We start from the raw sequence: 12,109 nt of genomic DNA, 5'->3' as shown, positions 1-12,109 counted from the left end.
GGACCGAACCTGCGGTACGGGGGCCCCGGACCGCCCCTGCGGTACGGGGGACCAGGGCCGGGCGGCGGGTGGTACCGGGCGTGGGGGCCGGTCGACCGAGGGCGCCGGGCGTGCGGGCCGGTCCGAGGAGACGGGTAACGCGGAGGGTGCGGGCGGTACGGGCCTCGTGGGGGCCGGCGGAGGGCATCCGGCGATCCTACGCGGCGTGATCCGCCGGGGCGGGAGGCGCGGAAGTCTCTTCCCCGGCCTCCCCGCCCTCTTCTTCGCGCCAGTACACCGTGCCCTCCCCTCCGCCGGGCTTCTCCCCGTGTCCGTACGGAGGGACGGTGACCCGATCCCGATCCCGGGCGATCTTGGGGGCAGTCCCGGGGGCGCTCCGGGGCGGGACCTACTTCGCCAGCGACGCCACGCCCGCCTGCGCGAACTTCTCGTCCAGGTCGCCGCTGGGCGCGCCCGCGACACCGATGCCCGCCACCGGGGCGCCCTTGACCTGCACCGGAGCGCCACCCCCGAGGAAGAGGGTGCCGGGGATGTCCTTCAGGTTCGGGGCCTGGGCGAGCCGCTTGACCAGTTCGGAGGTGGGGGCGTTCCAGGAGACGGCGGTGTAGCCCTTCTTCACGGCCGACTCGGGCGACTGCGGGCCGGCGCCGTCGCCGCGCAGGGAGACGATGGTGTTGCCGTTGCGGTCGACGACGGCGACGGAGACGCGCTGGTTCTCCTTCTTCGCGGCGTCCAGCACGGCCTCGGCGGCCTTGGTGGCGGCGGACACGGTCAGGTGGGTGGACTGCTGGAGGTTGCGGTTCGCGGTGTCGGCCTTGACGGCGGCGCGGGTCTCGGCGGCCGGGGCGGCGGCACTGGCGCTCACCGCGCCGAAGGTGCCCGCGCCGAGGGCGGCGAGGACGGCGGAACCGGTGAGGACACGGGTGCGGAGGGAGAGCTTGCGCATGGGGTGGCTCCGTAGAGTCGTCGGACGGCCCGGAGGTGTTCGCAGGGGCCGGACCGGCAGGGCGCCGGTTTCGTTCTGCTTCCATGCTGGGCGCGGAACCGGCCCCGTACGGTCGGTACAGCGGCTGGCCCCGGCTGGCCGTGCGGCTGATCCCCGGGTCAACCGATCGGCTGATGCGGGGGTGCTCCCGGCGGGTGAGGGTGGGTACGTACGTGCTGCTCAAGGTGGGTGCGTGCGCGTCACTCGGTGGGTTCGTTTGCGCCGCTCAAGGCGGTTACGTACGCACTGCTCGGATGGGCACGTGGGCACCGCTCGGGGTGGGCACGTACGCACTGCTCGGATGGGCACGTGCGTGCTGATCAAAGTGGGCACGTGCGCGCCGCTCGGGTGGTGACGTGTGCGCTGATCAGGGGCGCTTCGTACGGTGGGACGGGCAGCGCAGCCCCCGGCCCGGACCGCGCACGCCGAACCCACGCACTGCCCCGGTCCCGGTCCCGAGCACCGGGAGGGCCCGCACCCCAGACCCCGGATCCGCACCCCGTACCCCGGATCCACACCCCAGACCCCGGGCCCGCACCCCAGACCCCAAGCCCCGCACACACACCCCGTACCCCAGCCTCGACACGCACCCCCCGTACCCCTGGACTCGTGCCTCCCCGGACTCGCACCCCCGCCCTCGCCTCCTTGGCTCACCCCGCGCCCGACTTCCCTCCCCGCCCCCTCCTCCCCCACGCGGAGCGCCCCCCTTGACCCAGGACGACATCCACCGCTCTCCGGCCCCGCCGGACGACCCGGACACGCGTCGGCTCGCCGTCGTCATGCACGCGGCGTTCTTCGTCCTCCTCGGCGCGTCCCTGGTCCGCTTCCTGCTGCGGCACCCCGGCGAGCCCCGCACCCCGTGGATCATCGGTCTGAGCGTCACCCTCGCCGCCCTGCACGTGCTGCTGTACGTCGTGGGTCCGGCCCGGAGCGCCGACGGGCCCGCCGCTTCCCGCCCGCGCCTGCGTCTCGCCGCCGTCCTTCTCGTCTGGGCGTTCCTGGTCGTGCTCGCGCCGAGCTTCGCCTGGTGCGCCGTCCCCCTCTTCTACCTCGCCCTGCGCACCCTCCCCACCCGTACGGCCCTCGCCCTCGTCACGCTCCTCACCGGTTTCGTCGTCACCGCGCAGCTCCAGCTCTCCACCGGCGGCCTCGACCCCACGATCGTGCTGGGCACGCCCGCCGTGGCCGCAGTCGCTGCCGCCACCTTCGTCCACATGCAGCGTCAGGCCGCACGTCAGCGCACCCTCATCGACGATCTCCTGCGCACCCGGCGCGAACTGGCCGCGACCGAGCGCCGCGCGGGCACCCTCGCCGAACGCCAGCGGCTCTCCATGGAGATCCACGACACCCTCGCCCAGGGCCTGTCCAGCCAGCAGATGCTGCTCCAGGCCGCCGACCGGACCTGGGACGCGGACCCCGCCACCGCCCGGCGGCACGTCCGTACCGCCACCTCCATCGCGGAACGCAACCTCGCCGAGGCCCGCCGCTTCGTCCACGACCTCGCCCCCGCCGACCTCGCCGAGGCGGGGGCGCGCGGCGGCGGACTGGAAGAGGCCCTGCGCACGGTCGCCGCCCGCGAGAGCGCCCGCCTCCGCGTCGACGGCACGGCCCCGGCCACTCCCCTCCCGGACCGCGTCCAGTCCGCTCTGCTCCGCATCGCCCAGGGCGCCCTCGCCAACGTGCGCGAACACGCGCACGCGAGCACCACCGCCCTCACGCTGACCTACCTGGACGATCAGGTGGTCCTCGACATCGCCGACGACGGCCGGGGCTTCGACACCGGTACGCTGCCGGGCCCGACCGGTGTGCGCGGGCACGGCCTGCCCGCGATGCGTGCCCGGGTCCAGCAACTCGGCGGCACCCTCGCCGTCGAGTCGGCACCCGGCGAGGGCACCGTCCTGTCCGCCGCGATTCCGCTCGCGATCCCCCTGGAGCCCGCCCCGTGACGACCCGTGCCCCCGTACGCGTCCTGCTCTGCGACGACCACCTGGTCGTACGGGCGGGCCTGCTCGCCCTGCTCTCCAGCGAACCGGACATCGAGGTCGTGGGCGAGGCCGGAACCGGCGAGGAGGCGGTCGCCACGGCCGCCAAACTCCGCCCCAACGTGGTCCTCATGGACCTCCAGCTCGGCGACGGCATCGACGGCGTCGAAGCCACCCGCCGCATCGCGGGCACCGGTCCGCACGTCCTCGTCCTCACCACGTACGACACGGACGCCGACATCACCCGTGCCATCGCGGCGGGCGCCACCGGGTACCTGCTGAAGGCCGAACGCCCCGAAGAGCTCTTCGCGGCGATCCGCTCCGCCGCCCAGGGCCGCACGGCCCTCTCCCCGCCGGTCGCCAGCCGGGTGATGGCTCAGCTGCGCGGCGCGGGCCGGCCCGCTCTCACCGACCGCGAGTCGGAGATCCTCGCCCAGCTGGCCCACGGCCTCGGAAACCGCGAGATCGCCCGCGCGCTGTTCATCAGCGAGGCGACGGTCAAGACCCACCTGGGGCGCATCTACGCCAAGCTCGGTGTGGACACGCGGGCGGGCGCGGTGGCGGTGGCGAAGGAACAGCGACTGCTGCCGTGAACGGCTGCCGTGCGACCATCGGCTACGTGCTCGACATCGGTTACTCCCTCTCCCGCCGTTTCCCCGACCCTCCGCAGACGGACTACCGCCGCGCGGACGTCCGGTCACTGCGGCACGACCTGTTCTGCGGGGACGTGTACCTCGCGGACACCAAGGCGGACCGGGAGGTGTCCACAGCCTGGGGATGGGTTCCGGTGCTGGACTTCGCGTGGGCGCTGTGCGACATCGTGGAACAGCTCGACCAGGACCCGCGCGGCAGCCGCTCGGCGCACCGGCAGTACGCGGAGATCGACTTCACCGAGTCCACGGACCGGATGCTCTTCGAGCGCCGTTTCGGCTGGGTGGACGTGGAGGCGGACTGGATGCCGGTCGAGGAGGCCCCGCTCACCTTCGGCCACCGTCTTCTGCGCCGCGAGGCCCGGGACTTCCTCCACGACCTGATCGCCGACCTCACCGACATGCACGACGGCCTGGCCGACAACCCGGCCCTGTGGACGCTCCAGGCGAAGTACCCGCGCATCGAGAACTGAGCGAGGCGGGCCCGCCGGGCGCACGGGTCTCGCCCTCGCCCGGCGGACAGGACCCGGACTCGCCCGGTGCACGAGTCACAGGCCCTACCGACGGGCTGGACCCAGGCCCACCCGGCACACAGGCCGCGACCCCAACCGGCGAGCAAAACCCAAACCCACCCGATACACGAGTCACAGGCCCGACCGACGGGCTGGACCCAGGCCCACCCGGTGCACAGGCCGCGACCCCGACGGGCCAACAAAACACAACCCCGCCCGATACACGCGTCACAGGCCCGCCCGGCAGGCGAGACCCGCGTCCGCCCGGTGCAGAGCCCGCCCGGTGCAGAGCCCGTCCGGTGCACAGGTCGCGGCCACGACCGGCGGGCGAGCCCCGCGTACGACCGGGGGCACGTCGCACACCCGTCCGCTGCACGGCGCGATTCCCGCCGTACCCGCTACGCCCCCTCCACCCGCACCCCCATCGCCGCCGCGAACACCGGAGCCAGGTCCAGCATCTGCGGGGGGCTGATCACCGCGCCCCGCAGCCTCTCCACGCCCCGCGCGATCCCCAGCTCCGCGACCGTCCGAAGGTCCACGTCCCGCATCGTCGTCCCGCTGAAGTCCGTGCCCTTCAGTACGCAGTCCCGGAACTCCACCCGCGTGAGAACCGCGTCCCCGAAGTCCGGTTCGACCAGCACACACCCCTCGAAGAGGACGTCCACCAGCTTCGACTTCCGCAGGTTCAGGTAATCGATCTTTCCGCCCCGCACCACCACCCGCTCCAGCGCCGACCCGTGCATCTGCGTCCCGCCCAGCCGCGCGTCGACGATCTCCACGTCCCGCAGCGACGCCTCCGCGAGCTGCGTACCGACGCCGCGCACGCCCTCCAGTACACAGTCCATGAACCGCGCCCGGCCCAGCCGCGTCTCGTCCAGCGCCACCCCGTACAGCCCACAGTCCATGAAGCGCGCGCCCCGCCCCTCCTGGCCCGCGAGGTCGAGTTCCCTGAACTCCAGCGCGTCGTAGTCGCCCTCCGACTCCAACACGCCGTCCTCGAAGGGCATCAGCTCAGGCAGCCGTACCTCGGGACGCCGTACCGCCGGGACCTGGTTCTTCTTCGCCACACGAGCCATACGGCCATGCTGCCCCACCCCACTGACAATCCCTCCCAGCCCGCCCCGGCCACCGGCCACCGGCCACAGACCCACAGGCGCAGCCCACAGGCGCGCCGACGCGCCCGCGCACCCGCGCACCCGCGCACCCGCGCACCGGACAATCCGCCCCCGCTCCCTGCGGCGGAGAGCTTCCGGAAGCCCCTGGTGGCCCCGGGAAACCCGCCACCGGTCGCACCATGCCACCCGATGTCACACCGCACCGCCCCTCGTCCGTCACCACTCCCGAAGGCATCACCGCCCCAGCCCCAGGGAGGCACCCACCATGAACCCGCGCCCCGCCCCCACCCCCGTCCCCGCTCCCGCTCCCGGCACCGTCACCGTCGTCGGCGGTGGGCTCGCCGGTCTGGTCACAGCCGTCACCGCCGCAGAGTCCGGTCACACCCGGGTCCGTCTCCACGAGTCGCACCACACGCTCGGCGGTCGTGCCCGCACCACCACCGGCCCGTACAAGGCCAACGAGGGCCCGCACGCCCTCTACTCGCGCGGTCCCCTGTGGACCTGGCTCCAGCAGCGTGACCTGATCGGCCCGGCCGCTGCCGTCCCCTTCCGGGCAGCCGCCCGCACCCGTTTCCACCGCTCCGGTTCCCTCCACTGCATGCCGCCCCTCCCCGCCCTGCGGCTCGGCCGCACACAGGGTGCCGAAGCCCCCGTCGACATCGACTTCCTGACCTGGGCGACGTCCCGCATCGGCGAACGGCACGCCCGGTACGCGGCGAACTCCCTCGGCGTCGCCGTGTTCCACCACGACCCCGGCGCCCTCTCCGCCCGCTTCGTACAGGAGCGCCTGCACCGGGTCCTGACCATGCCACCCGAGGCCAAGTACCCTCTTGGGGGCTGGAGTTCGGTCGTGGAGCGGCTCGGCTCCCGCGCCCGCGACCTCGGGGTGCGCATCGAGACGGACTCGCGCCTCTCCGCCTCCGACGTCTCCTCCGCCGCCGCCCACGGCCCGGTGATCGTCGCGACCTCGCTGCCCGCCGCCCGCGGCCTCCTCGACGATCGCTCTCTCACCTGGGACAGCGGCCGCACCGCGCTCCTCGACCTGGGGCTGCGCACCCGACGCGGCGACGCGTTCATCGTGTCCGACCTGGATGCTCCCGGCTGGATCGAACGCTTCACCGCCCAGGACCCGACGCTCGCCCCACCCGGCGAACAGCTCGTCCAGGCCCAGTTCCCGGTGGCTCCGGCCGGGTCGAAGGCCGACGGCATCGCGCGCGCCGAACGCCTTCTCGACCTCGGTTTCCCCCACTGGCGCGACCGCGTCACCCACCGCACCGAAGCCCTGGCCGCGGGCCGCACCGGCGCGGTGGACCTGCCCGGCACCACCTGGCGCGACCGTCCCGCCATCGATCGCGGCAACGGCGTCTACCTGGCGGGCGACCAGGTCGCGGCCCCCGGCCTGCTCGCCGAGGTGTCGTTCAACAGCGCCCCGGAGGCCGTCTCGCTGGCCCTCCGCGCGGCACGCCCCGGCACACGGGACGCCGGCCTTGACCTCAAGCACGCTTGAGGTCGGAGAGTGGTCCCTGTACGGCGAAGACATCGCCTGAGCAGGGGAGTTGACCATGCACGCGATCCGCCTCCACGCCTTCGGCCCTGCCGAGAACCTCCGCTACGAGGAGACCGAGAACCCCCGTCCCGGCCCCGGTCAGGTCCGGATAGCAGTCACCGCAGCCGGCGTGCACCTCCTGGACGCGGCCCTGCGTCAGGGCATGCAGGGCCCGTTCCCCGCCCCCGTCGAACTCCCCACCACTCCCGGGCGCGAGGTCGCCGGCACCGTGGAGGCCCTCGGCGAGGACACCGACCCGTCCTGGCTCGGCAGGCGGGTCGTCGCCCACCTCGGAATGAACCCCGGCGGCTACGCCGAGCTCGCCGTCACCGACGCCGCCCGCCTCCATCCCGTCCCCGACGCCCTGTCCGACGCCGAGGCCATCGCCATGATCGGCACCGGCCGCACCACCCTCGGCATCCTCCTGTTCACCGAGATCACCGCCGACACCGTCGCCCTCGTCCCGGCCGCCGCGGGCGGCATCGGCACGCTCCTCGTCCAGTCCGTGAAGAACGCGGGCGGCACCGTCATCGGCCTGGCCGGCGGCCCCGCGAAAACCGCCCTCGTGGCAGCCAACGGCGCCGACCTGGCCGTCGACTACACGCAGCCCGGCTGGCCGGACAAGGTCTGCGCCCACCTCGCCGAGCGCGGCCTGGGCGGCGCGACGACCGTGTTCGACTCGGTCGGCGGCGACACCGGCCGTGCCGCCGTGGACCTCCTCGCCCCGGGCGGCGAGCACCTCGTCTTCGGCTGGTCCGACAAGGGTCCGCTGGACGGCGAGCCCCTCACCTTCACCGACGCCGAACTCGCCGAACGGGGCATCACCTCACAATCCGTCCTCGGCCCGCTCATGCTCCGGAAGGCAGGCGGCGACGACCCGATCCGCACCCTGGAGACCCGCGCCCTCGCCCTGGCCGCCGAGGGCCGCCTGCGCCCCGCCGTACAGCGCTACCCCCTCGCGGAGGCCGCCCGAGCCCACCACGACCTGGAGAACAGGAACACGGTCGGCAAGGTCGTCCTGGAGCCCTGAGCACCCGAGCCCCGCCCCACGACCGCGCGGCCACACCCCCACACCCCCGCACCCCCGCCCCACGACCGCGCGGCCACACTCCCGCACCCACACCACCCGACGACCTGCCTCCCGTACCGCGCGGCCGCACACCCTCACTCCATACCGCGCGGTCAAACCCCGCACCCACACCGCCCCCCGACCTCGCCTCCCGTACCGCGCGGCCACACACCCCCTCGTTCCACACCGCGCGGCCACACCCCCGCACCCGGCGACCCCACTCCCCGCCCCGCCGTACCACCACTCCCAGTGCTTCGCGCCCGCCTACGCAGTCCCCAGCTGCTTGAGCGCGTCGTCCGTCAGCCGGTACACGTCCCATTCCTCCTGCGGACGCGCGCCCAGCGCCTCGTAGAAGTCGATGGACGGCCTGTTCCACTTGAGCACCGACCATTCGAGCCGCTCGTACCCGCGCTCCACACAGGTGCGGGCGAGCTGGGTGAGCAGGGCCTTGCCGTACCCGCCGCCGCGCGCGGACGGCCGTACGTACAGGTCCTCCAGGTAGATCCCGTGCACTCCCCGCCAGGTGGAGAAGTTCAGGAACCACAGCGCGAATCCGACAACCTCCCCCGCCTCTCCCTCCGCGATGTGCGCGAACGCCGCCGGGCTCTGCCCGAAGAGCGCCTCCCGCAAGTGCTCCTCGTCCGCTCGCACTTCGTCCAACGCTCTCTCGTACTCCGCGAGTTCCCTGACCATCGCGAAGATTTCCGGAACGTCGCTCTCCACAGCTCTGCGAATCATGTCCGCAGCGTAAGCAGTGCCTCCGCGATCACCGCATGGGTGTCCGGCATCCGGGCTTCCCCCCGAGCCAGCTCCCACAAGCTGCCCTGCGTCACCCGCCCCAGCGTCCAGGCGGCGGCCCGCCGCCGGTCCAGGGCCATCACCTCGGTCATCAGGTCGAAACGGTGCAGCACCTCATCGGCCCGGAAGCGGTTCCACAGTGCGGGGAAAAGGTCGAAGCCCGGGTCTCCCGCGAGCGGCTTGGGGTCGATGGCGACCCACTGCTCCGCCCTCCCGGAAGGCATTGCCTCCGAAGCCGTCCCTCCGGGCCCCTCGCCCCGGGAAGCCGCCCTCGGCGAGTCCTCCCTCGGCGCGAGGACGTTCTCCCCGTGCAGGTCCCAGTGCAGCAACCGGTCACCGGGCTCGTCCGCCACCTCGCGCAGAGCCGACGCACACCGCCCCAACAGCGTGCGCTGCGCCGGGTCCGCCAAGCCCGGAAGCAGCTCCGGCACGGCGTCCAGCATGGCGTCGGTGAGGTCGCCGAGGCGGCGCAGGCCGGGCGGGGCCGGGCGCGCGGTCAGCTCGGCCAGCAGTTCGGCGATCACCTGGACCCCCTCCACCGCGCCCGCCGCACACCCCAGCGACCGGTGCTCGTCGAGCCGTTCCAGGAGCAGGGTGCCGGTGGTGTCGTCGGCGTCCAGCAACGCGACCGCCCGTCGGCCGCCCCAGGCCCGCAGTGCGTCGGCCTCCCCCGCGTTCTCCTCCTCCTGGAGCTGGAACTTCAGGGCGGCGGGCAGTCCGTCCGTCTCCCGCAGCACGGGCAGCACGAGCGCCACCGCCCCGTGCAGAGCGGGACCGTCGCGGCGCAGCCCCCAGCGCGCCAGATACTCGGCGGCCCGGCCGGGCAGCGCTTCGGCCCAGGCGCGGCCCGCCTCCCCGTTCCACCGGACCTGCGACTCCAGGAGTCCTGCGGGGACGTTCACCGGGTTCGGCTGCTGCACTCTCGTACGACTCCTCTTCGGCGCGCGAATCGGGCGGGAACCGTCGCCGTGCGGGGCCGACCGGGCTCCCCCGTACCCCTGGCCCGGTTCCGCTGTTCCGGATGTACGGGTCCCACTGTGCTGGACGGACGGCTCCGACGGATCGCGCTCGTGGAACTCGTGGAAACGGCGGCGCGAGGGAGCGCTGCCTTGCGCGCCGCGTACGAGGGCTGACGCGCGCCCCCGAACGCCGGGCGGGCCGAACCAGTCGGACCGTCAGCCCGACGGGCTACCACACCCCCGCTGCACCCCCGCCCCGTCCCGGCCCACCTCCGACGCAGCCCCACCGCCTCACCACACCCGACTCCCCCGCGCCCCACCCCCGGCGCGTGGCCCCAACGCAGCCCCACCACCTCACCACCCCGCACCCCCGGCGCGTGACCCCGCCGCCACATCGCCCACACCCCCACACTCGGATCGCCCCCGCCACCGCATCGTCCCCGCCCCCGGTCCGACCCGCCGCCGACCACTCCCCACGCGACCCCACCGCCTCACCACCCCGCACCCCCGGCGCGTGGCCCCGCCGCCACATCGCCCCCACCCTTAACGCACCCCCGCCGTCTCACCACCCCACCCCCGCCCCCGGCGCGGCCCCCGCCGTCTCACCACCCCGCGCCTCCACAATCACCCCATGCCCCGCCCCCTCTCCTCTCCTCACACCCCCCTCGGCGTCACCCCCACCCCCTTCAGAGCCGTGCTTGCCCTCCTCCGCACCGCTCCCGGCACCTACATCTGGCTCGCCGTCCTCTTTCTCACCACCGTCGTCCTGCACCACATGGACCCCGCCCTCACCGACGACTTCCTCCGTCGGAGATCGACCAACATCCACCACCTGTCCGAGCACCCGGTCCGCGTCCTCGTCACCTCCGCCCTGTGGCTCGACGGCGGGACCTGGCGCACCTGGCTGCTCTACGCCTTCCTCTACTCCGTCTTCCACGCCCCCGCCGAACGCCGGCTCGGCACCCTCCGCTGGTTCGCCGTCGTCGCCGCCGCGCACATCGGCGCCACGTACCTCGGCGAAGGCGTCCTCGGCTGGGCGATCCGGCACGGCATCGCACAGCCCGAATCGGTCAACACCCTGGATGTGGGAGTGAGTTACGCCCTTGCCGGGGTCGTCGCCGTCCTCACGTACCGCATCCCCTCCCCCTGGCGGTACGTCTACCTGTTCGGCGTCCTCACCTTCTACGCGCTGCCCCTCGTCAACGGCCGCACGTTCACCGACATCGGTCACTTCAGCGCCGTGCTCATCGGCCTCGCCTGCTACCCGCTCACAAGGAATCCAGGGCCGCGGCGTCTCCGTACGAGCCGTACGCGTCCAGCAGTTCCTCCCAGAACGCCAGCCCCCTGACGGCCTCGTGCCGCAGCCGCCGCCCGCTCTCCCCCGTCGGCCGGATCGTCTCGTACGCCGTCCGCAACCCTTCGGCCACTCCCACCGTCAGCCCCTCCAGGCGCGCTCCTGCACCAGCAGGTCCCAGCCCACCGCCCCCGGACCTCGTGCCTCCTTGTGCAGATCCACCAAGGGCAACTGCCGTCCCACCGTCCACACCACCAACTGGGGTACGTCACGCCACAGATGGGCGTGCCCGTAACGCTTCCCCCGTCCCATCCGTGCCACCACGCCCCGCACGCGACGCGCGATCTCCACCGCGCGCAGCACCCCCAGGGCCTGCGTGCCGTCGTTGAACACCGCCCGGTATGCCTCTCCGCCGCGGTCCGCCCACAGCCGCTCCCGGCCCGCCGCGCCGGCTGCCGCGTGCGCCACCTCCAGTCTGGCGCCGGGGGCCAGGCACGCCAGCGCCGACGTCGCCTCCTCCACCGTCACGCACCGCCCGTCCCCCTCCGTGTCGTACGGCTCGCGCACCTCGCCCCGCCGTACGGCGAACCGCACCCCGTCCGCCCGGAACTGCCGCATCACCCGCAGCAGGTTCGGGTCCCGGATCAGCTCGTCCTGGGCGGTGGCCGGGTTGCGGCGGCGGTCCTCCGCGTCCAGCTCCCCCCGCAGGGTCTCGACCGCCGGCCCCGTCACCAGTTCCACCCGGACCAGCGCCCGCTCCAGGCAGTCCCGGGGGAAGCCGTCCTCGACCGCGCACCGCAGCACTCCCAGCCGCTGCACCCCGTCCAGCACTTCGGGCGCTTCCACCTGTACGGTCCCCGGTCCCCGCACCCCGGTCCGCAGCACCCGGACCTCCGCCGCGCCCAGCGCCAGGGACCCCACCACTCCGAAGTCCCAGTGACGCTGCCAGAGCAGTTCCGTCAGCTCGGCGTTGGCCTCGCTGTCCGGGAGGTAGCCGCGCCGGCCGCCCTCCCACTCCCGGTCCACCAGCTGGTCGGCGCCCACCCACGCGGACCACCGGTGGTCACCGACCCGCACCACCCGCTCCGACCTCAGGACCAGCCCCTCGAAGGGCGCGGGAACGTACGACGGCGCCGGCTGCGGCGGCAGAAACAGATCTGTCCTCATGCCCCGTCCAACGCCCCACCCCCCGACAAGTC

At 73.7% G+C, this 12,109-nt stretch carries 11 protein-coding genes; 6 read left to right on the top strand and 5 right to left on the bottom strand.

Annotated features, from left to right (window positions below):
* Positions 1–388: 388 nt before the first annotated feature.
* Positions 389–946 carry a GlcG/HbpS family heme-binding protein gene (locus tag ACQPZG_RS19075; RefSeq protein WP_433546938.1) on the bottom strand — a complete coding sequence of 186 codons (558 nt, stop codon included), beginning with the start codon at positions 944–946 and terminating at the stop codon, positions 389–391.
* An 818-nt stretch (positions 947–1,764) separates the two neighbouring features.
* Between ACQPZG_RS19075 and ACQPZG_RS19070 the strand changes: the two genes are divergently transcribed.
* From ACQPZG_RS19070 to ACQPZG_RS19060, 3 genes are read left to right on the top strand one after another with little or no spacing between them, the layout of a single operon-like run.
* Complete coding sequence (locus ACQPZG_RS19070) at positions 1,765–2,931, top strand: sensor histidine kinase (protein ID WP_433549463.1); 1,167 nt, start codon at positions 1,765–1,767, stop codon at positions 2,929–2,931.
* Positions 2,928–3,560, top strand: coding sequence for a response regulator (locus ACQPZG_RS19065; protein ID WP_433546937.1), 633 nt, complete (start codon positions 2,928–2,930; stop codon positions 3,558–3,560). Before ACQPZG_RS19070 ends, ACQPZG_RS19065 begins: the two co-directional genes overlap by 4 nt.
* A 26-nt stretch (positions 3,561–3,586) precedes the next feature.
* Positions 3,587–4,090: a hypothetical protein gene (locus ACQPZG_RS19060; protein ID WP_433549462.1), complete on the top strand. Its 504-nt coding sequence runs from the start codon at positions 3,587–3,589 to the stop codon at positions 4,088–4,090.
* A gap of 437 nt (positions 4,091–4,527) precedes the next feature.
* Here ACQPZG_RS19060 and ACQPZG_RS19055 read toward each other — a convergent pair whose 3' ends face one another.
* Positions 4,528–5,205, bottom strand: a complete 678-nt coding sequence (locus tag ACQPZG_RS19055; protein ID WP_433546936.1) for a pentapeptide repeat-containing protein — start codon at positions 5,203–5,205, stop codon at positions 4,528–4,530.
* A gap of 304 nt (positions 5,206–5,509) precedes the next feature.
* On the opposite strand from ACQPZG_RS19055, the gene ACQPZG_RS19050 reads away from it, so the two are divergent.
* Positions 5,510–6,751: an NAD(P)-binding protein gene (locus tag ACQPZG_RS19050; RefSeq protein WP_433546935.1), complete on the top strand. Its 1,242-nt coding sequence runs from the start codon at positions 5,510–5,512 to the stop codon at positions 6,749–6,751.
* A 55-nt stretch (positions 6,752–6,806) separates the two neighbouring features.
* The gene (locus ACQPZG_RS19045) at positions 6,807–7,820 is read left to right on the top strand and encodes a zinc-binding dehydrogenase (RefSeq protein ID WP_433546934.1); all 1,014 of its coding nucleotides are present in this window, start codon (positions 6,807–6,809) and stop codon (positions 7,818–7,820) included.
* 303 nt (positions 7,821–8,123) lie between these two features.
* Here ACQPZG_RS19045 and ACQPZG_RS19040 read toward each other — a convergent pair whose 3' ends face one another.
* Both ACQPZG_RS19040 and ACQPZG_RS19035 read right to left on the bottom strand, forming a co-directional pair.
* Positions 8,124–8,597: an N-acetyltransferase family protein gene (locus ACQPZG_RS19040; RefSeq protein ID WP_433546933.1), complete on the bottom strand. Its 474-nt coding sequence runs from the start codon at positions 8,595–8,597 to the stop codon at positions 8,124–8,126.
* Entirely contained in the window at positions 8,594–9,577 is a 984-nt protein-coding gene (locus ACQPZG_RS19035) for an aminoglycoside phosphotransferase family protein (RefSeq protein WP_433546932.1), read from the bottom strand. Before ACQPZG_RS19035 ends, ACQPZG_RS19040 begins: the two co-directional genes overlap by 4 nt.
* Before the next feature lie 670 nt (positions 9,578–10,247).
* Here ACQPZG_RS19035 and ACQPZG_RS19030 point away from each other — a divergent pair.
* Entirely contained in the window at positions 10,248–10,964 is a 717-nt protein-coding gene (locus ACQPZG_RS19030; protein WP_433546931.1) for a rhomboid-like protein, read from the top strand.
* An 87-nt stretch (positions 10,965–11,051) separates the two neighbouring features.
* Here ACQPZG_RS19030 and ACQPZG_RS19025 read toward each other — a convergent pair whose 3' ends face one another.
* Entirely contained in the window at positions 11,052–12,077 is a 1,026-nt protein-coding gene (locus tag ACQPZG_RS19025) for a hypothetical protein (protein WP_433546930.1), read from the bottom strand.
* Between the last annotated feature and the right edge of the window lie 32 nt (positions 12,078–12,109).

Source organism: Streptomyces sp. CA-294286 (genome assembly GCF_050947155.1).
GTDB lineage: Bacteria > Actinomycetota > Actinomycetes > Streptomycetales > Streptomycetaceae > Streptomyces.
Note: the sequence above shows the minus strand (reverse complement) of the source record. Positions and strands in the feature narration are given on the sequence as shown.

Coding starts and splice junctions, on each gene's coding strand:
- ACQPZG_RS19075 (WP_433546938.1), bottom strand. CDS start 946: ATGCGCAAGCTCTCCCTCCGCACCCGTGTCCTCACCGGTTCCGCCGTC.
- ACQPZG_RS19070 (WP_433549463.1), top strand. CDS start 1,765: ATGCACGCGGCGTTCTTCGTCCTCCTCGGCGCGTCCCTGGTCCGCTTC.
- ACQPZG_RS19055 (WP_433546936.1), bottom strand. CDS start 5,205: ATGGCTCGTGTGGCGAAGAAGAACCAGGTCCCGGCGGTACGGCGTCCC.
- ACQPZG_RS19050 (WP_433546935.1), top strand. CDS start 5,510: ATGAACCCGCGCCCCGCCCCCACCCCCGTCCCCGCTCCCGCTCCCGGC.
- ACQPZG_RS19045 (WP_433546934.1), top strand. CDS start 6,807: ATGCACGCGATCCGCCTCCACGCCTTCGGCCCTGCCGAGAACCTCCGC.
- ACQPZG_RS19040 (WP_433546933.1), bottom strand. CDS start 8,597: ATGATTCGCAGAGCTGTGGAGAGCGACGTTCCGGAAATCTTCGCGATG.
- ACQPZG_RS19030 (WP_433546931.1), top strand. CDS start 10,248: ATGCCCCGCCCCCTCTCCTCTCCTCACACCCCCCTCGGCGTCACCCCC.
- ACQPZG_RS19025 (WP_433546930.1), bottom strand. CDS start 12,077: ATGAGGACAGATCTGTTTCTGCCGCCGCAGCCGGCGCCGTCGTACGTT.